General features: G+C 57.7%; 26 protein-coding genes. 15 read left to right on the plus strand and 11 right to left on the minus strand.

Going from position 1 to position 24464, the window contains the following annotated elements; all coding sequences use genetic code 11:
• Nucleotides 1–184 precede the first annotated feature (184 nt).
• On the minus strand, nucleotides 185–460 hold the full coding sequence (locus tag RQI55_RS21260) for a hypothetical protein (RefSeq protein WP_173994565.1): 276 nt from the start codon (nucleotides 458–460) through the stop codon (nucleotides 185–187).
• A gap of 382 nt (nucleotides 461–842) precedes the next feature.
• Here RQI55_RS21260 and RQI55_RS21265 point away from each other — a divergent pair, with 382 nt between their 5' ends.
• Together RQI55_RS21265 and RQI55_RS21270 are read left to right on the plus strand one after the other, a co-directional pair.
• Nucleotides 843–1319, plus strand: coding sequence for a helix-turn-helix domain-containing protein (locus RQI55_RS21265; protein ID WP_173994566.1), 477 nt, complete (start codon nucleotides 843–845; stop codon nucleotides 1317–1319).
• Between the two features lie 177 nt (nucleotides 1320–1496).
• On the plus strand, nucleotides 1497–2042 hold the full coding sequence (locus tag RQI55_RS21270; RefSeq protein WP_139192322.1) for a restriction endonuclease: 546 nt from the start codon (nucleotides 1497–1499) through the stop codon (nucleotides 2040–2042).
• Nucleotides 2043–2253: 211 nt separating this feature from the next.
• On the opposite strand, the gene RQI55_RS21275 is transcribed toward RQI55_RS21270, so the two are convergent.
• From RQI55_RS21275 to RQI55_RS21295, 5 genes are all read right to left on the minus strand, one after another.
• Nucleotides 2254–2709: a DUF411 domain-containing protein gene (locus RQI55_RS21275; protein ID WP_012653063.1), complete on the minus strand. Its 456-nt coding sequence runs from the start codon at nucleotides 2707–2709 to the stop codon at nucleotides 2254–2256.
• Between the two features lie 14 nt (nucleotides 2710–2723).
• Nucleotides 2724–5885, minus strand: a complete 3162-nt coding sequence (locus RQI55_RS21280; protein WP_071207581.1) for an efflux RND transporter permease subunit — start codon at nucleotides 5883–5885, stop codon at nucleotides 2724–2726.
• Nucleotides 5882–7309, minus strand: coding sequence for an efflux RND transporter periplasmic adaptor subunit (locus RQI55_RS21285; protein ID WP_012653061.1), 1428 nt, complete (start codon nucleotides 7307–7309; stop codon nucleotides 5882–5884). The genes RQI55_RS21280 and RQI55_RS21285 overlap by 4 nt, the downstream gene beginning before the upstream one ends.
• Nucleotides 7306–7710: a FixH family protein gene (locus RQI55_RS21290; RefSeq protein WP_071207854.1), complete on the minus strand. Its 405-nt coding sequence runs from the start codon at nucleotides 7708–7710 to the stop codon at nucleotides 7306–7308. Before RQI55_RS21290 ends, RQI55_RS21285 begins: the two co-directional genes overlap by 4 nt.
• Before the next feature lie 122 nt (nucleotides 7711–7832).
• Nucleotides 7833–8207, minus strand: a complete 375-nt coding sequence (locus tag RQI55_RS21295; RefSeq protein ID WP_071207852.1) for a hypothetical protein — start codon at nucleotides 8205–8207, stop codon at nucleotides 7833–7835.
• A gap of 204 nt (nucleotides 8208–8411) precedes the next feature.
• Between RQI55_RS21295 and RQI55_RS21300 the strand changes: the two genes are divergently transcribed.
• The 3 genes from RQI55_RS21300 to cueR all read left to right on the plus strand — a co-directional run bounded on the left by RQI55_RS21300 (nucleotide 8412) and on the right by cueR (nucleotide 11707).
• Nucleotides 8412–8615: a heavy-metal-associated domain-containing protein gene (locus tag RQI55_RS21300; RefSeq protein WP_012653058.1), complete on the plus strand. Its 204-nt coding sequence runs from the start codon at nucleotides 8412–8414 to the stop codon at nucleotides 8613–8615.
• Nucleotides 8616–8767: 152 nt separating this feature from the next.
• Nucleotides 8768–11248 carry a heavy metal translocating P-type ATPase gene (locus RQI55_RS21305; RefSeq protein ID WP_012653057.1) on the plus strand — a complete coding sequence of 827 codons (2481 nt, stop codon included), beginning with the start codon at nucleotides 8768–8770 and terminating at the stop codon, nucleotides 11246–11248.
• 15 nt (nucleotides 11249–11263) lie between these two features.
• Nucleotides 11264–11707, plus strand: a complete 444-nt coding sequence (cueR, locus tag RQI55_RS21310) for a Cu(I)-responsive transcriptional regulator (RefSeq protein ID WP_311273473.1) — start codon at nucleotides 11264–11266, stop codon at nucleotides 11705–11707.
• Nucleotides 11708–11718: 11 nt separating this feature from the next.
• On the opposite strand, the gene RQI55_RS21315 is transcribed toward cueR, so the two are convergent.
• Complete coding sequence (locus RQI55_RS21315) at nucleotides 11719–12291, minus strand: cytochrome c (RefSeq protein WP_049777557.1); 573 nt, start codon at nucleotides 12289–12291, stop codon at nucleotides 11719–11721.
• Nucleotides 12292–12961: 670 nt separating this feature from the next.
• Between RQI55_RS21315 and RQI55_RS21320 the strand changes: the two genes are divergently transcribed.
• The gene (locus tag RQI55_RS21320; protein WP_311273472.1) at nucleotides 12962–15175 is read left to right on the plus strand and encodes a copper-translocating P-type ATPase; all 2214 of its coding nucleotides are present in this window, start codon (nucleotides 12962–12964) and stop codon (nucleotides 15173–15175) included.
• Nucleotides 15176–15273: 98 nt separating this feature from the next.
• Here RQI55_RS21320 and RQI55_RS21325 read toward each other — a convergent pair whose 3' ends face one another.
• The gene (locus RQI55_RS21325) at nucleotides 15274–15606 is read right to left on the minus strand and encodes a four-helix bundle copper-binding protein (RefSeq protein ID WP_041700177.1); all 333 of its coding nucleotides are present in this window, start codon (nucleotides 15604–15606) and stop codon (nucleotides 15274–15276) included.
• A gap of 15 nt (nucleotides 15607–15621) precedes the next feature.
• Nucleotides 15622–16050 (minus strand): DUF305 domain-containing protein, encoded by a 429-nt coding sequence (locus RQI55_RS21330; protein ID WP_012653051.1) that lies wholly within the window; start codon nucleotides 16048–16050, stop codon nucleotides 15622–15624.
• A 634-nt stretch (nucleotides 16051–16684) separates the two neighbouring features.
• Here RQI55_RS21330 and RQI55_RS21335 point away from each other — a divergent pair.
• From RQI55_RS21335 to RQI55_RS21360, 6 genes are read left to right on the plus strand one after another with little or no spacing between them, the layout of a single operon-like run.
• The gene (locus tag RQI55_RS21335; RefSeq protein WP_012653049.1) at nucleotides 16685–17071 is read left to right on the plus strand and encodes a hypothetical protein; all 387 of its coding nucleotides are present in this window, start codon (nucleotides 16685–16687) and stop codon (nucleotides 17069–17071) included.
• Between the two features lie 47 nt (nucleotides 17072–17118).
• Nucleotides 17119–17388 (plus strand): hypothetical protein, encoded by a 270-nt coding sequence (locus RQI55_RS21340; RefSeq protein ID WP_012653048.1) that lies wholly within the window; start codon nucleotides 17119–17121, stop codon nucleotides 17386–17388.
• Nucleotides 17385–18845, plus strand: a complete 1461-nt coding sequence (locus RQI55_RS21345) for a TolC family protein (protein WP_071207911.1) — start codon at nucleotides 17385–17387, stop codon at nucleotides 18843–18845. Before RQI55_RS21340 ends, RQI55_RS21345 begins: the two co-directional genes overlap by 4 nt.
• Nucleotides 18846–18858: 13 nt before the next feature.
• A complete protein-coding gene (locus tag RQI55_RS21350; RefSeq protein WP_071207909.1) occupies nucleotides 18859–20208 on the plus strand; it encodes a multicopper oxidase family protein in 1350 nt (449 codons plus the stop codon).
• A gap of 32 nt (nucleotides 20209–20240) precedes the next feature.
• A complete protein-coding gene (locus RQI55_RS21355; protein WP_071207907.1) occupies nucleotides 20241–20720 on the plus strand; it encodes a plastocyanin/azurin family copper-binding protein in 480 nt (159 codons plus the stop codon).
• 17 nt (nucleotides 20721–20737) lie between these two features.
• A complete protein-coding gene (locus RQI55_RS21360) occupies nucleotides 20738–21022 on the plus strand; it encodes a copper-binding protein (protein ID WP_071207906.1) in 285 nt (94 codons plus the stop codon).
• A gap of 119 nt (nucleotides 21023–21141) precedes the next feature.
• On the opposite strand, the gene RQI55_RS21365 is transcribed toward RQI55_RS21360, so the two are convergent.
• Both RQI55_RS21365 and RQI55_RS21370 read right to left on the minus strand, forming a co-directional pair.
• A complete protein-coding gene (locus tag RQI55_RS21365; RefSeq protein ID WP_173994574.1) occupies nucleotides 21142–22503 on the minus strand; it encodes a HAMP domain-containing sensor histidine kinase in 1362 nt (453 codons plus the stop codon).
• On the minus strand, nucleotides 22490–23167 hold the full coding sequence (locus RQI55_RS21370) for a response regulator (RefSeq protein WP_173994575.1): 678 nt from the start codon (nucleotides 23165–23167) through the stop codon (nucleotides 22490–22492). Before RQI55_RS21370 ends, RQI55_RS21365 begins: the two co-directional genes overlap by 14 nt.
• A 192-nt stretch (nucleotides 23168–23359) precedes the next feature.
• Between RQI55_RS21370 and RQI55_RS21375 the strand changes: the two genes are divergently transcribed.
• The 3 genes from RQI55_RS21375 to RQI55_RS21385 all read left to right on the plus strand — a co-directional run.
• Nucleotides 23360–23629: a hypothetical protein gene (locus RQI55_RS21375; RefSeq protein WP_311273504.1), complete on the plus strand. Its 270-nt coding sequence runs from the start codon at nucleotides 23360–23362 to the stop codon at nucleotides 23627–23629.
• Nucleotides 23630–23768: 139 nt separating this feature from the next.
• Entirely contained in the window at nucleotides 23769–24248 is a 480-nt protein-coding gene (locus tag RQI55_RS21380) for a plastocyanin/azurin family copper-binding protein (RefSeq protein ID WP_012653040.1), read from the plus strand.
• 22 nt (nucleotides 24249–24270) lie between these two features.
• On the plus strand, nucleotides 24271–24464 hold a 194-nt coding region (locus tag RQI55_RS21385; protein WP_311276927.1), incomplete at its 3' end, for a copper-binding protein.

Below are 24464 nucleotides of genomic sequence, written 5' to 3' on the forward strand. Positions count from 1 at the left end.
CCGAAGGCGAAGACGGAGGGTCGGCGCGTAAGCGGCGATCCTGCACGGAGCGCAAAGCGCGAAGGAAGGACGGGGATACCGTTTTTTCGCTTGCGAGGGAGAGAGGGCAGCGCTCCTCTTTCCCTCATCCAGCAAGCAGGACACCGAAGGTGTCACCGTTGATCTACCCACGCGGAAGGGTTCTTCAGGAGGACATCTCAGCGATCGACGCGATGATGGCGAGAATAGCGGCCAGCGGAATAACGCCGCCAGGCACGGCGGCGACGTTGATCCAGAATTGATTGCTGGCTTCGCGGCTCTCGAATTTGCGCAACTCTTCGTAGGTGTCGAATTGCAGAACGCCAGCGGGATTTGTGTGCTCGAACCGCTCCTTGCGAATGGCGTGGAAGGTTCGGTTCGCTCTCAACACGAGCCATACGTAACCGGCCAAAGCGATGACTGCTGGAATGAAAATATCCACGACGTTGGTACCCCAGAAATAAAAAGGGGCCGCCCTGTTTCGAGGCAGAGCGGCCCCCTGCCGGCATGGCAGAACGGGCTAGTGTCCTGTCACAACCTGACCGGTTTGATGCAATATGGTATCTTGCGATCAAACTGTAAATGCCAGTGAATAGCCCAATATGGCGCAAATCATTATTTGTTTCGCGGCGACCGCCGCGCTGCGCAAGCGATCGTTACCCGCAGGGCGGAGACGCATTTCCAGCGGCTCCGTGCCGAAGGCATAGAGCGGGGTCGCGAAGCGATGCGCCAAATTTAGCCGAAAACCTATGTTTCTGGGTTCCTATCACATAGCCAATTCGGTAACAAAGAATCAGGCTTAGAAATTACAGCGCGGTAAAACCATGGCAGGTCCAACGATAGAAAACTGGGTTGAACAACTCGGCCTACAGCTGGTCCAGGATCCTGATCTTGAAAAGCCGGTCTATCGGAAGCCCTATCACGGCAAAGTCCATCTGAATGCGGAACTCTACGACAAAATCAGTACGAGCATTCGGGAGGCCCGCGATAAACGGTCCTTGTCACGTTCTAAAATCGCTCCCCTGCTTGGCTTGAGTAACGCGGTCTATCATCGGTACGAAACGAGTGTTTCCCGACTGACCGTCTCCCGGCTAATTCATCTCTGCGAAGTTCTGGACGCCACGCCAGAGGAAATCCTAGCCCCTGCCGCTCCGCATCTATGGGGCGAAAATCAGGAACATTCCCGGCTCCTGCAAAATACGATCTCAGAAATCCGACAGCTCGACACGGAAGGTCTTGAGCGGATTTTCAAGCTGGTTGTCTCGATGGAGAAAAAACCGACACCCACGGCGGGCCGCTGAGATAGGGGCGCGGCGTAAGCCGCGCCTCTATTTCGGTCTCATTGGGTTGGCGTTGGATGGGGGCCGCGACCGCAGCGGCGAGGGTTGAGCAACACTTGGCAGTCATCGCACAGACCATAACAGGGAAAGCCGCCGCAGGCGTCCGTAGGGCAGGGCTGCATGCAGCCCTCTGAGATAATGATCCTTGCGGCCGCGCTCGCGCTTTTTGCGGCCGCTCTGCTGTTGCGACGGCTGCTCCGGCCGAAGGCCAAGGAGCGACGTCACCGCCGCAAGCAGGACCAGGCCCGCCGCGTTCTGGCAAAGATCAACACCATTCCGCTAATGCCGCAGCGCTTGGCTTACCTTCGCAAGATCGATCCCCTGACATTCGAGGAACTTTTGCTCGAGGCTTTTGAGCGGCGCGGCCATGTCGTTCGGCGCAACGCGTCCTATAGCGGTGATGGCGGGCTGGATGGTTCGGTGGTTATCGAGGGAGAAACGTACCTTTTACAGGCAAAGCGATACGGCAAACACATCAACCGCGCTCATGTGGCGGCCTTCAGCGCTGTCCTCGCTGCACGGGACTGCAGCGGGATCTTCATCCATACCGGACGGACGGGCGCCGGCGCGAAGGATGTTGCAGCCGCGAACCCGAACCTGACGATCGTCAACGGTCAGCGGTTGCTCGATTTTCTCAACACCGGCGACATCGAACGATCGACCGGCACGCATAGCAGGAACTGAAGGTGATGAGCATCACATGCCGACCGATGAAAATGCGAATCGTGGTTTCCGTGTCTCCCTGGATATCGCATGTTAGTCCGCGAAGGCTGTTAGCTGAAGCAACCGCATTCACTTTCGGTATCTTTGAGCCACCCTGATGGGGCGGCGCGGCGGCGACTGCTGCGCTGGCGTCTTCGCGAGCATATATTGCGTCAGGCGAAGTTACGAGAAACTAGCCTTTTGACCTGACCGCCTGGTAAAGCGTGCTAGCGCCGTCCTTCCCAACGGACATGACGTCGTACGACGCGCTGGGGCTGCCCCCCATTCCCAACGACCCTAAAGGCATGCCCGGTACGGCGAGACCCGCGATATCAGGCTTCTCCGCGAGCAGTCTCGTCACCGCCTCCAGCGGAACGTGGCCCTCCAAGTAGTATCCGGCAACGACTGCGGTGTGGCAGCCCCGCAGATCGCCAGGGACTTTAAAGCGGTCCTTCACCACATTGATGTCGTCCACGTCTTCAGCCTTCACGGCAAACCCGGCTTTCGTCATCGCGTCGGCCCAGGCACGGCAGCAGCCGCAGTTCGGGTCCTTATAGACAACCATGCTTTCGCCGGCTGCCCGCGCCTTTCCGACAACGGGCAATGCTCCGATGGCTGCCAGTGTCCAGAGGAATTCTCTTCTTTTCATCGTGGTTCTCCTTCTCAAATCCGATTTGCGGCCAAGGATGCCGGGACTTGCTTTTCCTCGCGCGCACCCGTCAATCCGTAGCCCTTGACCAGCCCGTAGACGGCGGGGATAACGATTAGCGTTAGCAATGTGGACGATACCATTCCGCCGATCATCGGCACGGCAATCCGTTGCATGATCTCCGACCCCGCACCCGTGCTCCAAAGGATCGGTACCAGGCCCGCCATGATCGCGACGACGGTCATCATCTTGGGACGCACCCGTTCGACAGCTCCAAACATGATAGCCCTGTTGAGGTCTTGCCGTCCGAATATCCTGCCCTCGACTTCGCATTTCGCCCTCTCGTCCCTGAGAGCGTGGTCGAGATAGATCAGCATGATCACCCCGGTCTCGGCTGCGACGCCAGCGAGCGCGATGAAGCCGACTGCCACGGCGACAGAGGCGTTGAAGCTCAGCCACCACATCATCCAGATGCCGCCGACCAGAGCGAACGGCAGGGACAGCATGACAATCAGCGTCTCGGTCAGCGCCTTGAAATTGAGGTAGAGCAGCAGGAAGATCAGCGCGAGCGTCAGCGGGACGACGATCATCAGCCGGGCCTTCGCCCGTTCGAGATACTCGAACTGGCCGCTCCAGGCGACGGAATATCCTGGAGGCATCTCGACGCTTGCTGCAACGGAAGCCTGGGCTTCCGCTACGTAACCCCCGAGGTCCCGATTGGCGATATCGACGAAGATATAGACGGCTAGCTGGCCGTTCTCGGTCCGTATGGTCGTCGCACCCCGGGTGAGCTTAACTTTAGCGACCTCGCCGAGCGGTACCGTACCGCCACCCGGCAAGGAGACCTGGACGTCACTGGCGATGGATTGTGGATCGCTTCGGAACGCCCTTGGGTAACGGATGGCGACGCCATACCGCTCCCTGCCCTCGACAGTCGAGGTCACGACCTCGGACCCTAGAGCCATCCCGATCACGTCCTGGACGTCGTCGATGGAAAGTCCGTAGCGCCCCAGAGCCATGCGGTCAGGGATGATGTCGAGATAGTATCCGCCGATAACACGCTCGGCGTAGGCGCTGGACGTTCCGGGAACGGTCTTGAGGACTGTCTCGATGTCACGGGCGACCTTCTCCATCTCCTTCAGCTCGGTGCCATATACCTTGACGCCGACGGGTGTCCTGATCCCCGTGGACAGCATGTCGATGCGGGCGCGGATCGGCATGGTCCAGGCATTGGAGACGCCAGGGAACTGGAGGGCAGCGTCCATTTCCTGCTTGAGACTGTCGGAGGTGACACCCGGTCGCCATTCGGATTTCGGCTTGAGGGTGATGATCGTCTCGAACATCTCCGTCGGAGCCGGATCGGTCGCCGTCAGCGCGCGCCCCGCTTTGCCGAACACAGTCTCGACTTCCGGGAACGACTTGATGATCCGGTCCTGCGTCTGCATCAGTTCGGCAGCCTTTGTCACCGACAGGCCGGGCAGCGTTGTCGGCATGTACATCAGCGTACCTTCGTCGAGACTGGGCATGAACTCGCTGCCGATGTGCTGGACGGGCCAGACGGTCACGGCGAGGATTACGATAGCCGCCAGGATCGTAAGGCTCTTGGCCTTCAGGACGCCAGCGATCACCGGGCGGTATATCCAGATCAGCAGTCGGTTGAGGGGGTTCTTGTGTTCCGGGACAATGCGGCCCCGGACGAACAGGATCATCAGTGCCGGGACAAGCGTGATCGACAGCAGTGCGGCCGCCGCCATGGCGAACGTCTTGGTGAAGGCGAGTGGCCCGAACAGGCGGCCCTCCTGCGATTCCAGCGTGAAGATCGGCAGGAACGACACGGTGATGATCAGCAGGCTGAAGAACAGCGCGGGGCCGACTTCGCTCGCCGCTTCGATAAGGACCTCGGTTCGAGGCTTGCCCGGTGGCGCACGCTCGAGATGTTTGTGGGCGTTCTCGATCATGACGATGGCCGCGTCGATCATCGCGCCGATGGCGATGGCGATACCGCCCAGGCTCATAATGTTCGAACCGAGGCCGAGCGCACGCATCGCCATGAACGCCATCAGGATGCCGATAGGCAACATGATGATCGCCACAAGCGCGCTGCGAACGTGCAAGAGGAACGCGATCGTCACCAGGGCGACCACGATCGACTCCTCGATGAGCGTGGCTTTGAGGGTTTCGATTGCCGCTTCTATCAGCGTCGAGCGATCGTAAACGGGCTTGATCTCGGTACCTGCCGGGAGACTGTTTTGTACCGCCGCCAAGCTTTCCTTGGCGTTTTCGATAACGGTCAGCGCGTTGGCTCCGTCTCGCTGAAGGACGATCCCGCTGGCGACCTCGCCCTCGCCGTTCAGTTCGGTGATGCCGCGCCGCTCGTCTGGGACCAGTTCGACCCTGGCCACGTCGGACAGACGCAGCGGAACCCCCGCATTCGTCTTGAGGACGATGTTCTCGATGTCCTTGATGCCCTGCAGGTAGCCCTTGCCCCGGACCATGAACTCGAACTCGGAAAGCTCGATCGTGCGCCCACCGACGTCGCGGTTGCTGGAGCGGACCGCGTTGGCGATATCGGAAAGCGAGACGCTCTGGGCCTTCAGGCGGGCCGGGTCAACGACGATGGAGTACTGCTTGACGAAGCCGCCTACACTGGCCACCTCGGCAACGCCCTCGGATTTGGAGACGGCAAAGCGCACGACCCAGTCCTGAAGCGACCGAAGTTCGGCCAGCGACAGTTCCTTGGCGACGACGGCGTATTGGTAAACCCAGCCCACACCCGTCGCATCGGGACCGAGGCTCGGTGACACCCCGTCCGGCAGGCGGCTCGCGGCCGCGTTCAGATATTCGAGCACGCGGCTGCGTGCCCAGTAGGGGTCGGTTCCGTCCTCGAAAATCACGTAGACGAACGAAACGCCGAAGAACGAGAACCCACGGACGACCTTAGACTTCGGCACGGTCAGCATCGAGGTCGTCAGCGGATAGGTGACCTGATCCTCGACTACCTGCGGAGCCTGGCCGGGATAGTCGGTGAACACGATGACCTGGACGTCTGAGAGGTCGGGGATGGCATCGAGCGGAAGCGTGCGCAACGCATAGACGCCGCCCGCGATGGAAAGAGTAGCGCCGACGAAGATGAGGACCAAGTTGCGGGCGGACCATGAGATAATGTTGGCAATCATGGTTTCACCTCATCCGCTGTCAGCGCGCTCAACGCGGCGTTCAGGTTGCTTTCGGCGTCCAGCAGGAAGTTGGCCGACACGACCACACGGTCGCCAGCGGCGATCCCTTTGGTGATCTCGGTCATGTCCTCACCTCGGACACCCAGCGCGACGTTCATCGGTTCGAACCTGCCCTCGCCCTTATCGATGAAGACGAGCTGGCGGTCGCCCGTGTCAATGACCGAACTGTTGGGAACGGCGACGACTGGGTTTCCAGATCCGGCTTCGATCTCGACCTCGGCATACATGTTGGACATCAGTTGGCCGCTAGGGTTCGGAAGCTCGATCCTGACCTTCGTCGTCCGGGTCTGCATCTGGACCTCGGGATAGATGAGATCGACCGTCCCCTTGAATGTCGTACCGGGCAGATTGCGGACGATCACGGAAACGACGGCTCCCTTGCGGACCGCGCTTAGCTCATATTCCGGCACGTCGGCGATTACCCAGACCCTGGACACGTCTGCGATGCGAAAAAGAATGTCGCCAGCCTCGGCCATCATGCCGCTCACAGCCATACGCTCGAGCACGACGCCGTCACGCGGCGACGTGTAAGCGATACTTTGCGGCACTTTCCTCTCGCTCGCGATGCTGCCGATCGTTGCCGTGGGCACGCCCAGATTTTTCAAACGAAGCGCCGCCCCGGAGTCAGGGTTGGACTTTGCCCCGTTGCGCATCTCGGCTGCGTATTCCGCTCCGGCGGTGGCGATCTCCTTTGAATAGAACTGAAAGAGGTTTTCGCCCTTCGTGATCGCATCGCCGGTCGTGACATTCGCCACGTCCTCCACGAAGGCATCTGCCCGCATCGAAATGATGCTCACCCTACGCTCGTCCAATGTGACTGTCCCGGGTACTCGGATTTTCCGGCTGACGGTTGTCACTTCGGCCAGAGCAGTCCTCACCCCCGTCCGCTGGAGTTTACCGAGAGGGACCTTCACCGTTGAACTGTCGCTGACGTCGCCGTCATAGACGGGAAGATAGTCCATCCCCATTGAATCCTTCTTCGGAACCTTGGACGTGTCGGGAAGCCCCATGGGGTTGCGGTAGTACAAGATTTTACGCTCGAGTGAGACGGATGCCGTATCGGGTGACGGCGCGACGGCTCCGCTTGGGCCGAGGCTGATGTCCTCGCTTGCTCGAACAGGAACGAATAGCCGCCCGTCATCGGTGTTCTTTGGCGTGGCGGAGTATTCGGCCAACCCGTCCGGATGGCGGTAATAGATCACCGCTCCCGTTCCTTCGCGTCGCGGTTCCGCCTCGGCGGCCATCCCGGTCCCTTTGACGCCCCCCTGAAAAAATGCACCGACATCGTACTTCCCGGCCCAATAGCCTCCCCCGCCGACGATCGCGGCGAGGGAGAGCGTGGCAATGATGCGCGGGATGTTCACGGGACAGCCTTCAGGACGACTTCGCCCTTGACGGTCTCAGGCTCACCCTGGACCTTGGCGGCGACCTGGAAACGCCATCCGCCTTCCATGGAAAGATTGGTCGTAAAGGCGTAGACGCCCGGCTCCCCGGAGGTTGCCGGGTCTACCTTTGTGGTCATCGTTTCCATGCCATCGGGAGCCATGTCCATCCGCGTCGTGAAGATAACGGCGTCGGGAACGGTCTTGCCCGTGCGCTTGTCGATCAGGCGTACGGACACGGTCGCCGCCGGCCCCTGCTTGATCTCGGTCTGGACGGCTTGGAATTCGTAGTCCTGCGCTCCCGCCAACGAAGCGTTGGCGGTGCCTAACAGAAATGCGCCGGCGAAGAGCGGGCTCCTCGCGTTAAAGGTGAAATTTCTCATGGTTCAATGTCTCATTCGGACGGGTCTGCGACCTCGTCCTCAGTCAAATGGATCGCCATCGCTACAGCACGGACGCGAACCTGCGGCCGTGCTGAATCGACGACGTGTTCAAGGACGTGAGATCAGACTCGTGGAGGACGGACTGGCGGGTAGACCAGTGAGGAAGCAAGCTCCCCATGCGGGGGCATGAGGAACCGATGAGCGACCCAACCGATATTCAACGACCAGGAATGAGAGGTTGCCAGTTGACCGACGATCATCGTCGTGCAGATCACAGCAAACGGGCAGGATTTGCTCGCGCAGTCTGGCTTGTCCGGTTGTTCGTCGGGACAGCACGGCAGGTCGTCAGGCATGTCCATGCCAGCCATACCGTCCATCACCACAGGCAGTGAGGCGGCCATGACGCTGTCAGCCGCGCCTACGCTCATCGGACCGATGACGATCCCGAGAATGGCGGTCACGAACAGCAGTCGATAGATGACCTTTACGAACCTCATGGCACTAGTCATGGCACGGAGCCATCGCCATGGGAAGACATCTCACGGAAAATTGCTGCCGCTGTTTATGCGGGATCTCGTCGAAGAGGTTGATCCATCCGCGTGTGCCCGGATTCGGAAACGCCAAATCTTGGCCACTGGGCCTTGACCCTCCCATCGTTGGAAGCCCTATATCAAACCAGCACATCGACAGGAGACATCAAGATGTATGAGTTCAATATCCAGAACATGACATGCGGCCACTGCAAGGGCACCGTCGAGAAAGCCATCAAAGCCGCCGATCCGGCTGCAGTCGCCACCGTAGACCTCGCTTCCAAGAGCGCAACTGTCGAAACAACGCTGGACCCGGCCATCATCGGCAAGGCGATCCAAGACGCGGGATATCCGGTGTCTTACACGACACGTTGAGTTAGATCAGCGGCCGTCCCTGTTGCTGGGGCGGCCTTAACCCAGGCACTTTCTATCCGCGAAATCTGTTGTACGAATTCCCACGACACCTCTTGACCTTCCCATGATTGGAAGGACTAACCATATGAGCAGTTAAGCAAAAGGATTTCCCGATGACTGCCATCCCGAAGATCGAAGCCTCCAAGACCTTGCCCCTTCCAACCGATTTCGGGATCGAAGGCATGAGCTGCGCATCCTGCGTCGTGCGTGTCGAGAAAGCCATCGCCGCTGTTCCAGGGGTCGCTTCCGCCATCGTCAACCTCGCCACCGAGCGCGCAACCGTCACCTATAATGAGGTGGTACCAACCGAAGCTGTCCTCCAGGCTATCGAGAAGGCCGGTTATGAACCCAAACTCGAAACCCGCGAGCTCGGCGTCGAGGGCATGACCTGTGCCTCGTGCGTGTCCCGCGTCGAGAAGGCACTGAAGTCCGTTCAGGGTGTGAGACAAGCAACGGTCAACCTCGCGACCGAAAAGGCTACCGTTCGTGTCGTCTCCGGAACCTCCACACTCGTCCTTGAGGATGCCGTACGCGCCGCGGGCTATGAGGTGCGCAGGATAACCGCTGTCCGTTCCACGGACAACGACGAGGATCGTCGAGACCGCGAGGCCAACCGCCTGACGATGTCGCTGGCCCTGTCCGCGGCGCTGACGCTTCCTCTGTTCGTCCTAGAGATGGGGTCGCATTTCATCCCGGCCCTCCATGACTGGATCATGGTGAACATCGGCATGGGCAACAACCTCGTCATCCAGTTCGTGCTCGCCACCGCCGTCCTGTTCGGACCTGGGCTCCGCTTTTTCAGGAAGGGCGTTCCCAACCTGCTTCACTGGACCCCCGACATGAATTCGCTGGTGGTGCTGGGCACGTCGGCCGCTTGGGGTTATTCCGTCGTCGCGACGTTCCTGCCTGGTGTCCTGCCTTCTGGCACCGCTAACGTCTACTACGAGGCGGCAGCCGTTATCGTCACGCTGATCCTGCTCGGCCGCTACCTGGAAGCGCGCGCCAAAGGCAAGACCAGTCAGGCGATCAAGCACCTCATCGGCCTTCAGGCGAAGACCGCGCACGTGAAGCGAGGCGAGGACTTCGTCGAGATCGAAATCGGAGCCGTGTCACTCGGCGACATAGTGCGCATCCGCCCCGGCGAGAAAGTCCCGGTCGACGGCCGCCTCGTCGATGGTGGTTCTTACGTGGACGAGTCCATGATCACGGGCGAGCCCGTTCCGGTAAAGAAATCCGCTGGTGACGATGTCGTTGGCGGCACGATCAACAAAACGGGGTCCTTTACGTTCGAGGCGACGAAGATCGACGCGGACACGCTTCTCGCCCAGATCATCAAAATGGTCGAGGCGGCGCAGGGCTCGAAGCTGCCGATCCAGGCGCTTGTCGATCGGGTCACGGGATGGTTTGTCCCGGCTGTCATCGCCGCGGCCGCCCTCACCTTCCTGGCTTGGCTGCTGTTTGGCCCCTCGCCGGCGCTCACCTTTGCTCTGATCAACGCCGTCGCCGTACTGATCATCGCCTGCCCTTGCGCTATGGGCCTTGCCACCCCGACGTCCATCATGGTCGGCACTGGGCGCGCAGCCGAACTCGGTATCCTCTTTCGCAAGGGCGAAGCGCTCCAGACACTGCGCGATGTCGATGTCGTCGCATTGGACAAGACCGGCACATTGACGAAGGGCAAACCGGAATTGACAGACTTCGTGGTCAGCGACGGCTTCGACCGCGCCGAAACGCTGCGGCTAGTGGCAGGCCTGGAGACGCAGTCCGAACACCCGATCGCCGAAGCCATCGTCGCAGCGGCGAAGGCCGACGGCCTTTCACTTTCCGACGTCTCTGATTTCGAGGCTGCCCCCGGCTACGGGGTGAGCGGCCGGATCGACGGCCGGACAGTGCTGGTCGGTGCCGACCGATCCATGACGAAAAGCGGCATCGACGTCTCGGCGTTCTCGGCGCAGGCGGCCGCCTTGGGCGATGCGGGCAAGTCACCGCTCTATGCCGCTATCGACGGCAGACTGGCCGCGATTATCGCAGTGGCCGACCCCATAAAGGACACGACGCCGCAAGCCATCAAGACCCTGCATGCGCTCGGTCTCAAGGTCGCGATGATCACGGGGGACAACAGGCGCACCGCCCAGGCCATCGCCCGCCAGCTCGACATCGACGAAGTCGTCGCCGAAGTCCTGCCGGACGGCAAGGTCGAAGCGGTCCGCAAGCTGCGGAGCGGCGGGCGCAAGGTGGCTTTCATCGGCGACGGCATCAACGATGCGCCGGCCCTTTCGGAAGCCGACATTGGCCTCGCGGTCGGGACCGGAACCGACATCGCTATAGAAAGTGCCGACGTCGTTCTGATGTCGGGTGATCTGAATGGCGTGCCGCGTGCTATTGCCATCAGCAAGGCGACAATCCGCAACATCCGGCAGAACCTGTTCTGGGCCTTCGCCTACAACGTCAGCCTCGTGCCTGTTGCGGCCGGCGTCCTCTACCCGGTTAACGGCACGCTGCTGTCGCCGATCCTCGCCGCTGGCGCGATGGGCCTGTCCAGCGTGTTCGTACTGGCCAACGCCCTGCGCCTGCGACGCTTCAAGACAACCTGACGGAAGGAAACCACGATGAACATCGGTGAAGCATCCAAGGCTTCGGGCGTCTCGACCAAGATGATCCGCTATTACGAACAGATCAAGTTGATCACGCCCGCACACCGTACGGAGTCCAGCTACCGCACATACGGCGACAGCGATGTCCATACGCTGCAGTTCATTCGCCGTGCTCGTGACCTCGGGTTTTCGGTCGAACAGATGAAGACGCTGCTAGCCCTGTGGCGGGACCGTTCGCGGGCAAGCTCCGACGTCAAGGCGATCGCGCTTGAACACATCGCGGAACTCGAGCGCAAGGCTGCGGCGATTGCCGCTATGACGAAGACGTTGAAGCATCTCGCCAGCCATTGCCACGGCGATGATCGGCCGGACTGCCCGATCATCGAAGGTTTCGCCGACACCCTGGAGAACATCGGGCCTGGTATCCCATCCAAGTTTGGCCTCGCCAACGTTGTCTAAAATGAATTTGATCAGTCCGTCTTGACCCGAAACGTCGCGTGGCACGACGTGCAAGTCTGAAGCATCATGTGAAAAGCGTGTTCTGCGGGCATTGATGCTGCATCTCTCGCTGCGTCGACCTTTCTCGCGAGCGGTCCGCCTCCCATGGCATCTCCTATTTGCATCCGCGTTTCTGGTCCAAGCCTGTCGGGATTTCGGTCAGCTGCGACAGACAGCGCTGACGCGTAGATGCCAAGGTCCTTTGCCAGCTTGTCGAAGTGTTGGCGGTCGGTTTCAATGATTGTGCTGGCTTTTGAGCCAGGCGTGGCACCGGAACCGTCGAACAGCGCCGACAGGCTAGGTCCCGAGTGAGCCAGAATGGTCTCGGCGGCCGCTTTGAAAGCTCTTGCGTCATAGGGCGACAAGTCCTTGAACATGGCGTCGATGGACTTGGCGGCGTTTGCCATCGCCTTCATACCGTCCTGTCTTTGGACAACCTTGCCGGGCGCGGCGTTTTGAGCGATAGCCAAGGAGATCACCGTGCCGAAAATGACTATTGAAAGCGCCGAAGTGGCCAGTTTCGTCACTCTCGCCTTCAATGCCATGCTACACTCCATTTTGCCGGAGGCTATTCCTCCTGTTTTTGACCATCCCGTTACACCGGAGCCAAACCTTCTGGGTCTGAAACCGTCCTTGAGCTTGATCAGGATCAACGCAACTCTTGCCACGCCACGGTACTATGCTTGAGTACGACGATAGGGACCGAACGACATCATGATCGCCGTAAGCCAAACCATTCGACGATACGCGAGAGGATTGCTGGCCGTTTTGGTCGCAATTATGTTCCTCGTCGCGCCGATGGCCGAGGCTGCTTCCGAATTATGCGATAACGACTTACCTCAAGCGCTACATGTCGAAACGTCCATGGGCGAAGAAGCTCGCCAAGATGATCGCCACCATGTCGAGCAGATGGTCTGTTGCAAAAGCGTATGCAGCCTGTGCAACGTCATCCTTCCGCCTACGAATCCTGGTGTTTTTCATGTAGGTACTGGCCCTCAGAGATCCCTCCATCCTCAGCAGTTAATCACAGGTCTCAGCTACCGACCTGTTCTCGGCCCTCCCTGATCCATTCTCTGAACACTTCCGCTCAACGGCGGTATGATCCTTCGGTTGCCTGCCATAGCTGCACGGCGACCATTCCGGTGGCGATTGTCGAGGCCGCCGTGCTGCGTTTCCTTTCGAAGTCCTGGAGACGAACCAACAGGGAGCTATCTAATGGACGAGCAAAAAAGCCATGAAAGTCACCACAATCATCATCAAGGGCACGGTGCTCAGGCCACGCTCGTGGCCCAAAAGAGTTCAGTGACGTATCAGAAGGAGGGCGTAATTTACACATGCCCTATGCATCCGCAGGTAAAGCAAATTGGCCCCGGGAACTGCCCTATCTGTGGGATGACTCTTGAACCGGAAGCAGTCACAACGGATACCGGGCCAAGCGCCGAATATCTCGACATGAAACGCCGTTTCTGGATCGGGCTCGTTCTGTCCGTGCCCGTCCTCATGCTGGAGATGGGTGGACACCTCACCAATCTTCACATGGTGCTTGGTGCCCAGACCTCAAATTGGATTCAGCTTGTTCTGGCTACACCTGTCGTCCTATGGGCAGGCTTTCCATTCTTCGAGCGAGCATGGAAGTCCCTCGTCACTATGCGCCTGAACATGTTCACATTGATAGCAATGGGGACCGGGGTCGCGTGGACTTACAGCGTTGTTGCAACCCTTGCACCTGGTCTGTTTCCCGCCACTTTCCGCTCCGCAGACGGTTCAGTCGCCATCTATTTCGAAGCTGCAGCCGTCATCACGGTGCTGGTGTTGCTGGGACAGGTTCTGGAGTTGCAAGCCCGTGAACAGACCGGTGGAGCCATCCGCGCACTTCTTGACCTTGCCCCCAAGACGGCACGCCGCGTCCGCGACGGTGTCGACGAGGACATCGACCTGGAAATGGTTGTCGTCGGGGATCGGCTTCGGGTTCGCCCCGGTGAAAAGGTCCCGGTCGATGGCAGCCTTATCGAAGGACGCAGTTCGGTTGATGAATCGATGATCACCGGTGAATCGATGCCCGTCACCAAAGAGGTCGGTGCAAAGCTGATAGGCGGGACGATGAACCAGACCGGTGGCTTCGTCATGGAGGCAGGAAAAGTCGGCCGCGATACCATGCTGTCGCAGATCGTCCGCATGGTTGCGGACGCCCAGCGCTCGCGAGCGCCCATCCAGCGCCTGGCCGACGAAGTCTCAGGCTGGTTCGTCCCCGTGGTGATCGGCATTGCCATCGTCGCATTCGCAGCATGGATGATCTGGGGTCCAGAACCGCGCTTTGCCCACGGTCTTGTCGCCGCGGTCGCGGTGCTCATCATCGCATGCCCCTGCGCGTTGGGCCTTGCAACGCCGATGTCGATCATGGTTGGCGTTGGCCGGGGTGCTGGTCTTGGTGTCCTGATCAAGAATGCCGAAGCCCTGGAGCGTTTCGAGAAAGTCGACACGTTGGTCGTCGACAAGACCGGAACCCTGACCGAGGGTAAACCCAAGGTAACGTCCATGGCCGCGATAAATGGGTTCACAGAACCCGAACTGCTGCGCCTGGCGGCAACGCTGGAACGAGCGAGCGAGCATCCACTGGCAACTGCCATAGTCAACGCGGCGACGGAGCGCCAGTTGGTTCTCGGCGTCGCGGAAGATTTCGATAGCCCGGTTGGCAAAGGGGTTACGGGAAGTGTCGACGGACGCAGGCTCATCATAGGCAGCCACCGCATCATGGAGGAAGCTCATATCGATGTCTCGGCTCTTACCAGCCAGGCGGAGGCACTGAGAGGAGAAGGCGCAACAGTCATTTTCGTAGCGGTAGACGGCGACCTCGGCGGCCTTTTAGCGATCGCCGATCCGATCAAGACGACGACACCCGACGCAGTCCAAGCGTTGCTCAAGGCAGGGGTCCGGGTCGTGATGCTGACGGGCGACAACAAGACGACGGCCGCCGCAGTCGCACGCAAGCTTGGGATCACCGAGGTCGAAGCCGAAATCCTGCCGGAAGACAAGAGCGAGATCGTGAAGCGTTTGCGAGAAGAAGGCCGGATCGTCGCAATGGCGGGGGACGGTGTGAACGACGCTCCCGCCCTGGCTGCGGCCGACGTCGGAATTGCCATGGGGACCGGCACCGATGTCGCGATCGAGAGTGCTGGCGTAACCCTGCTGAAGGGCGACCTTCAGGGGATCGTGCGGGCTCGTGAACTGAGCCAGGCGACAATGAGCAATATCAGGCAGAACCTGTTTTTCGCCTTCATATACAACGCGGCTGGAGTACCGATTGCCGCCGGATTGCTCTATCCCTCGTTCGGGCTTTTGCTGTCCCCAATCATCGCAGCGGCTGCCATGGCGCTTTCGTCGGTAAGCGTGATTGGCAATGCTTTGAGATTGAGGAGTGTGCGGATATGAGGTGGGATCGAGAATGGACGCTGCTTTCTGCGTCGCAGGCTGTCGCCTGATAAACTAAGTGTTGGGGAAGAGCATGTGAGAGTGCTCTCCCCCAACTTTCAGGCCGCCATTTTAGCGCAGCTGTCCGCACAGCGACGGCAAGTCGCTACACACGACTCCATGTCCCCGACGCGCTCACAATCATCGGCGCACTGAGCGCAAATCTCAGCGCATTCTCGGCACACGTGCTTGTGATGCTCTGAACCCAGGAGCATGAAATGAGCCGAAGTCCGGCAAATTTCCGCGCAGGCCATCATAAGCTTCAAATGCTTCGGCTCCGTATGTTCGCCGCCCATTTCCAAGCAGTGCCCCATAGCCATCGATAAACACTCGCGATAGCAGGCGAGACAATTGTCGATGCAGACTTTCATTTCATCTGAAATGTGATGCATGGTCATGCTTCCTTCCTACTTCGCTTCCTTGTCGAGCCAGTCAGTCATCTCGGCGATTTCCTTGGTCTGCGCGTCGATGATCTTCTGTGCGGATTTTTTGGCCCATTCGTTGTCACCATATTTCAGCTCGACCTCGGACATGCTGATCGCGCCCATGTGATGGGCGATCATCCCGCACACGAAGGCAACGTCTGCGTCCTTCTTCATCATGCCCTGCATCATGTTCATCTGCATCGACTTCATGCCTTCCATCGATGCCTTCTGATAGTCGGTCATCATGTCGCCCATGCCCATGTCACCGGACTTCATATCCATCTTTGACATGTCCATCTCGGACTTACACTTTTCCGGATAGGCCATCTCTGCGAACGACATGGCGGGCATGACAGTGAGCAATGACAAAGCGCATGCAGCGGCGAGCGAGATTCTTACGATAGTTTTCATTTTAGTTCTCCTGATTGGATACAATTTGGTACGCTTCGCAACTCAGCTTAGAAGCTTTGGGGGCGGATAGTCCGGACGAAGAAACAGCAAACTGATTGGTTGTTCGACCGCGACGAATACAACAGCCCTCCGTCTGTCTGGACCACCAAGCACGTCCACCGAGACTAAGATTGGGCAGCAAATCATGGTGGGGCAGCAAGCGTGTCCAACAGAACCTTTAGAATCGTGGCTAGATGCCAATGAAGAGATTGAAGGGCAGTGATCGGCAGATGCGCCACCCGCCAGCGCCGTTCCATGGATATTTGACAAGATGAGAAGTATCGCAAGAATTAGACACATTCTCTTTTTTATGCTGCGACCGAACATGGAAGATTTTCCCTTAGGCATGCAAGTGACGCTCCTGCGATGCTCCGGTGAATGACCCTGAGAAACGCTCAGGTTCGCCATCGGTTCCGTGAAGCGCCACCCGACAACGACTACAAATCAATTTCGTTCGACTGCCGCTCTTGACCTTGCCAGCGTTGGAACCCTTATCGTCAAATCGGACGAAAGTTCGTCGTCACAAATACGACTCCGATTTTCCTGACATATTTGAGTTGTTGAAATTTGGCTCCATTGAAGGTAGCTGTGAGAAATGGGCTCGATGTATCGAATCATCTGCAAGCAATTGCTGATTCTGATTAGACTGGTGATCATTGTATCACTGGCGGGATACTCGCTGTCCACAGCCGCAGCAGCCATGCACGGGCGGGCATCCGATGCTCCGATGGTAATGTCGGAAAGCATGGAGTATGCTGGCGCTCAGATGAGCGAACACGACCATCACGATCAAGTGTCTGCGGACGAGGATTCGTCAAAAGTGGTAAAGCAGGAGTGCTGCAAAGACTTCTGTGTCAGTATTGCGATCATAGCAAACATAGACACTTGGAATGGCCCCGTCGTTTCGTCCATCCATGCTTTCATGAACGACAGCGACGTCATCGGCGAACTCGTTCCTTTGCATCGCCCACCGAACATCTGAATAGGCTCAACCCGCCCTTGCGGGTCTGAACGTGCGTCTACGGGCAAATGGCTCGTTGCGCCGCTGACACCTCCTATTCGGATTACACCATGAACCTCAAAATTCTGGTGGTTGCCTTACCGCTTTTCGCGAGCGGTTGCGCTGCCACGTTGCCTCCTGAAGTCATCGCTTCGAGCGAAGTTGCCGACTCTACAGCCGGCGTTCGCCCGGTGACTTACTCCAGCCCTGTTTCGGGCTACACGCACCGCATCCCGGTCGATCCCAAACCCTGGCGAAACCAGAATGATGCGCAAGCTCCCGAAGGAGACGCATCATGAATTTTTTCACTCTCAGATGTGCTGCGACCGTCGCAATTCCGCTCGTTCTCGGGGGATGCGTATCCTCTACGGAATACTCTGCCGCAACCGCGGGGTTTTCCAACGTTGCGAACAAGACAGCCGAGGCGACCGGAAAAGACACCGTCTGGGTGCAGAACCGCCAGGACGCCCAGTTGGTCTCAGGCCGGGTGAAGACGCTCCTCACGAAAAAGAACGTCGATGTCGAGACGGCGGTGCAGATAGCCCTCCTTAACAATAAGGGTCTTCAGGCCGCCTACGCCGATCTTGGAGACTCGTCGGCGGATGCCTGGCAGTCCACGATGCTTGTCAATCCGACGGTTGGTATTGGCCTGACGGGGATCGGCACTCCCGGTCTCGAAGCCTACAAGGCCATCGAAGGTGTCATCGCCACCAACATCCTCGCACTCGCGACCCACAAGCGGAACGTCGAAATCGCCGACGCCGGGTTCCAGAAGGCACAGCTTGCTGCTGCCGTCCGGACACTTCAGTTGGCGGCGGAGACCCGTCGCGCATGGATCACCGCCGTCGCCTCATGGGAAACGGTTGCCCAGCTCAGCCAGGCACAAGCTGCCGCGGACGCGGCTTCGGAACTGGCGAAGAAGCTTGGTGAAACCGGGTCCATGGCGAAGGGCGGTCAGGCCCGCGAGCATGTGTTTTACGCCGAACTGGCAGGCCAGACCGCCAAGGCAAGGCTTGAAGCCCGCCTCGCAAAGGAAGAACTGACACGTCTCATGGGTCTTTGGGGCTCGGATATCGACTACCAGATCCCCAATCGGCTGCCCCAGCTTCCCAAGGGACTTATCAAGCGGGACCTTATCGAAGCCGAGGCTTTACAACGTCGGGTCGACTTGCAGATGGCCAAGCTCGACCTCGACACCACCGCAAGATCTTTCAAGCTGACGGAAGCAACACGCTACGTCACAGATCTTGAAATTCTATCCGGGTTCGAGACGGAACGCGAACTGGAAGACGGTGAAAAGAAGAAGGAGACGACCGGCAATGTCGAACTGGAATTTGTGATCCCAATCTTCGACAGCGGCAAAGCGCGGATGAGGAAGGGCGAACTGGCCTACATGCGGACGGCAAACCTGCTGGCGGAAAAGGCCGTGAACGTACGTTCTGAAGCAAGGTCCGCGTACCAGGCCTATCGGTCGAACTACGACATCGCCAGGCACTACCGCAACAGTGTCGTGCCGTTGCGCACCAAGATCGAGGAGGAATCCCTCCTCACTTACAACGGCATGATTTCCAACACGTTCGAACTTCTCGCCGACAGCCGGGAGAAGGTCAATTCGATCCTCCTCGCCGTCAATGCAAAACGCGATTTCTGGTTGGCCGAAGCCAATCTCGCACCGGCCATCTATGGCGGCGGTGCGGGTGCAGCAGGGGGTGAGACCGAGGTCGCAGCGGCCGCCGAAAGCGGCGGCGGTCACTGAAAAGGACAAGACAATGTTTAACAGAAGACAGATGCTCGGTGCTGGCGCGGCTCTCGTTTCAACCGCTGCATGGGCAAAGACCTCAAACATGGGGCTGCCGGAGGCGGCGCTCATGGAAACCGCCGAAACACAGACGCCAGTCAGACCGTCGTCAGGGCCAAACTATACCCCGGTCGTGACGCTGAATGGCTGGACCCTGCCACACCGCATGAACAACGGCGTCAAGGAATTCCACCTGGTCGCCGAACCCGTCGAGCGAGAAATGGCCGAGGGGATGACGGCGCATCTCTGGGGTTATAACGGCCAATCTCCGGGACCGACCATCGAAGCGGTCGAAGGCGACAGAGTCCGCATTTTCGTCACCAACAAGCTGCCGGAACATACGACCGTCCACTGGCATGGCATGATCCTGCCGTCTGGCATGGACGGCGTCGGTGGGCTGTCGCAACCGCACATCCCTGTCGGCAAGACCTTCGTCTACGAGTTCGACCTCGTGAAGTCCGGCACCTTCATGTACCACCCGCATTCGGATGAGATGGTCCAGATGGCAATGGGCATGATGGGCTTCTTCGTCATCCATCCGAAGGACGAAAAGTTCATGCCCGTCGATCGGGACTTCGTGTTCCTGCTCAGCGCCTTTGACATCGATCCGGGAACTTACGTTCCGCGAATCATGGAAATGACGGACTTCAACCTCTGGGCCTGGAACAGCCGCATCTTCCCCGGCATCAGCCCGCTCGTCGTCTCCAAGGACGATCGCGTGCGCGTCCGTGTCGGCAATCTGACGATGACCAACCACCCGATCCACATGCACGGTTACGACTTCGAGGTCACCTGTACCGATGGCGGCTGGGTCCGCCCCGAAGCCCGCTGGCCAGAGGTCAGCATCGACATCCCCGTAGGCGCGATGCGTGCCTACGAGTTCGACGCGAAATACCTTGGAGACTGGGCGATCCATTGCCACAAGTCGCACCACACGATGAATGCCATGGGACATGATGTCCCGACTTTTATCGGCGTCGATAAGAAAACCGTCACGGAGAAAATCAGGAAAGTCCGCCCGGAATACATGCCCATGGGTACAGCCGGCATGGCCGATATGGGCGAGATGGAGATGGAGATTCCGGAGAACACCGTCCCGATGATGACGGGATGGGGGAAGCACGGGCCAATCGAGATGGGCGGAATGTTCTCCGTCGTCAAGGTCCGCGAGGGTATCGCGGCCGACGATTACACCGATCCCGGCTGGTACGAAAACCCGCCCGGTACGCAGGCTTGGGAATGGACGGGCGAACTGCCCGATACGACCAAGGCCAAAGACGCAAAAACTCAGATCACGCCAAAACCAGTGAAGAACGGCTGATCCTGTCTCCCAACCAACCAAAGGACAAGAGTATGAAAACTGCAATGATCGCACTGTTTCTGGGAACGCTCGCCACTTCCGCCCTCGCCTCCGGCACCCACGAAGGAGGCCATGACGCGGCTATGGCCGTCGGTGAACCCGGCAAGAAGGCAGAGGCCACCCAGACCATCCGTGTCTCCATGAAGGAGACGGACGACGGCAAGATGATTTTCACGCCAAACACTTTCAAGGTCCGCAAGGGCCAGACGGTCGTATTCGCGATTAAGAATGCTGGTGAACTGGATCACGAGTTTGTCCTCGACCAGGAAGAAAAAGTCATGGAGCACAAGGCCGTGATGGAGAAGTTCCCGGATATGGAACATGACGATCCTAATGCCATCCGCCTGGCTGCCGGAAAGTCCGGCGAGATCATCTGGAAGTTCACCAACGACGGCACCTTCAAGATCGCCTGCCTGGTACCTGGCCACTACGATGCGGGGATGCACGGTGACGTCACCGTTGCCAAGAAGTAAACCAAGGAGAAATGGACATGACTTCATTCATCAAACTTGCCTCTGCGACGGTACTCGCGCTTACGGTGGCTTCCGGGGTTTTCGCTGCCGAATTCACCAAGGGCACGGTCAAGAAGGTCGATGCCAAGGCAAAAAAGGTCACTCTCATCCATGAGGAACTGAAGGACCTGGAAATGCCGGCGATGACCATGGTGTTCCGCGTCAAGGACGACGCACTGCTCGGGAAGCTCAAGGAAGGCGCAAAAATCGAGTTTGTGGCCGAGCGCGTCGAGGGCAAGCTGACCGTCACGGAAATCAAATAAGTAATCGGGCCGAGCCTTCCAAACGCTCGGCCCGAACAGGTTCGCCATGTGATCGTCAATTCGGTTGATGCAGTCTGCTGCGTCTACGAGCGTCCCGCTGGTGGGTTTTAATGCGCCTGCTAAGCTTCCGTCTTCACTTGGGGGAATCCCACAACAACAGACAGGCCGGGGTCGTTGTCGATCAGGTTAATATTCGCCCCGTGAAGACCCACAATGGCTTTGACCAACGTGAGACCCAATCCGGATCCGGCCGTCGTCCTACTCTTCTCAAGCCTGTAAAAGCGATCAAAAACTCTCTCACGTTCTTCACGAGGAATTCCTGGACCATTGTCGGAAACGCTCAGATAAATGGTATTGTCGTTGTTGGAAAGCGACAAAACGATCTTAGAGCCAGCTGGGGTGTGGCGCATTGCGTTAGCAAGTAAATTGGCCAACAACTGTTTAACCAAATCTGGATCGCCATCGATCCAAGAGTCAGAAATGCTGTCGGCAAGCGTGAGGTCGTAACCCGCATCCACGGCTATAGCTTCGTAAACCTCATAAATATCGCGAACCAATGATTTCAGATTGAAAACCCTGAAATTGGTAGTTCGACTGCGAGACTCAATCTGTGCAATTCGAAGAACAGCGTCAAATGTTTCAGCCGTAGACTTCAGTTCCACAAGAGCGATCTCAATACCGCTCTTCATATCTCCAGGAACATCGGATTGCAGTGAGTCTTCAAGAATCAGAAACGTACGCGCGATTGGCGTTTTTAAGTCATGTGCAACGTCAGTCGTAACCTGCTTCAACGTGATCACGCTTGACTCAAGCCGTGTCAATGCGACGTTGACTTCGGTGGAAAGGACATCAATTTCATCCATACGAGAGGAAATCGGAAGGCGCTTGAAGAGATCGCCATGCCCGATTTCATGCGCAATGGTAGAAAGAACGAAAATGCGCCTACGAGTTCGATGAGCAAAAATCGAAGCTCCGGTCATTCCAACGCCCAAGATTATTGCGGTTGCCCATCCAAAACTTATCAGGACGATTCGAGCAAGTTGGTCCGTGTCGCCGTAGCTAATTCCGACAACCAGGTCATACTCTCCCAGCGGTCCTCGGAACAATTTATAGTGAGGTGCACTTTCGTGTTGGTTATTAAATCGAAAGGTTGAAAGGCCTATTGGCACATCCGAAAATTTGGCGTTTCCGGCAACCAGGTCGTCTGTGGCAGCTCGCAACGTATACAAAGTCTCTTCACCCCTAACAGCGGGACCATGACTTTCAATCATCTGAACGGCCCCGTTCAGACCGCGCGCCTCGTAGGCTGACGCGATCTCGCGATACCGTTCCATGACGTTAGAATTCAGTCGGTCGTCCAAAAATTTGACAACCATTTGATAAGCTACAATGTTCGCAATCAGGTACGCAGAAACAAAAAGTGAAATGTAGATAATAGCGAGCCTGATCGCAGTACTCTTGAGAAAACTACCCGCGAGCATGCAATGTGTAACCAGTGTTTTTGACGGTATGCAAAAGTGATACGCTGAAAGGTTTATCTATTTTTGCTCGGAGGCGGCTGATGTGCGTCTCGACGACTGAGCTTTGAGGGTCAAAATTGAAGTTCCATATTTTTTCGAGAAACATCGTTTTCGTAAGCACTCTTCCCTCGTTTCTCATCAGTAATTCAAGCAATGAAAACTCTCGCGGTAAAAGTTCAATGAGTTGTCCGGCACGTGAGGTAGTCCTAGCGACGAGATCCATTTCAAGGTCGCCGACCCGCAGCTTTGTCTTCTCAGCGGCAATAGGGGGGCGCCGAACGAGTGCGTTTATACGAGCGACCAATTCCGAAAACGCGAACGGCTTTACCAGGTAATCGTCACCCCCGGCTTCGAGCCCCTCCACCCTATCGTCTACGCCGCTCATTGCCGTCAGAAACAAGACGGGGGTACGCACCGATGCTGCACGCAAACTTTTGACAAGGTTTAAGCCGTCGAGGCCGGGAACCATCCGATCAACGATTAGAATATCATAGCGCGTGTCCAAGCCTGCTGAGAGCCCCTCACGACCATCCCCAATGCAGTCTATAGAGTGCCCAGCGGAACTTAAGCCCTTTACAAGGTATTTTCTCGTCGTTTGGTCGTCTTCAATGACCAATATCTTCATGCCACCCGTCACTCTTTTTCTTTTAGAACAGCGCCTTACAACTTGCAGTCAACGCGACGTGATTGGGGCTTTCTTACGGCAGATTATTGGCGAACGGATTACAAATTTGTATATCACGAGACAGGTGACTGAAAAACAGACCTTCTATCCTTTTGTTGCTGCAGTTCGCAGTGCTAAATAAGGATTTTAGTCATGATCAAACAAATCGTCATATCTGTAGTGGCTGTGATGGCTATTACCCCGACAGCTTTCGCTTACACCAAACTTGATAAGACGGCTTCACCAATAGCCATTATCATTCAGGGACATGGAACACCCGGCGATACAGCATCGTCTGTATCCAATCCTGATGTCAGCGTCCGCGTTCTGGCTAGCGGTAAGGTAGAACGTACGAACACCCGTTATGGTACGGTCACAATCATTGATCCGAGGGCGGAGTCCGTCAAGAACAACCGCAGGTGATACACTCGGTTCTTCGAAGTTGATTTATCCAGTCCGTTCAGAACTTGTGAATAAACAAACGCAAGTAACCCTTATTCGTGAAAAGACATGCGGATCAATATCGGCTTCGCACTCTCCGACCCCCCATCAGGATAAATCAATGAAAACGTTACTTACAGTAGTTTTTACTGCATTCCTCGCCACTTCCGCCCTCGCCTCCGGCACCCACGAAGGTGGGCACAACGCGGCTATGGCTGTCGGTGAACCCGGCAAGAAGGCAGAGGCCACCCAGACCATCCGTGTCTCCATGAAAGAGACAGCCGACGGCAAGATGATTTTCACGCCAAATACTTTCAAGGTCCGCAAAGGCCAGACGGTTGTGTTCGCGATTAAGAATGCTGGCGAGTTGGATCACGAGTTCGTTCTCGATCAGGAAGAGAAGGTTATGGAGCACAAGGCCGTGATGGAGAAGTCCCCGGATATGGAACATGACGATCCGAATGCCATCCGCCTAGCTGCCGGAAAGTCCGGCGAGATCATCTGGAAGTTCACCAACGATGGCACCTTCAAGATCGCTTGCCTCGTTCCCGGCCACTACGACGCCGGAATGCACGGCGACGTCACCGTTGCCAAGAAGTAACCCGATACAAGGAGAAATCGACATGACCTCATTCATCAAACTCACTTCTGCGGCGGTGCTCGCGCTCACGATGGCTTCCGGGGTCTTCGCTGCCGAATTCACTAAGGGCACGGTCAAGAAGGTCGATGCCAAGGCGAAGAAGGTCACCCTCATCCATGAGGAACTGAAGGACCTGGAAATGCCGGCGATGACCATGGTGTTCCGCGTCAAGGACGA

This window comes from Rhizobium sp. WCS2018Hpa-16 (assembly GCF_031843705.1).
In the GTDB taxonomy this organism is placed as follows: Bacteria; Pseudomonadota; Alphaproteobacteria; order Rhizobiales; family Rhizobiaceae; genus Agrobacterium; species Agrobacterium tumefaciens_C.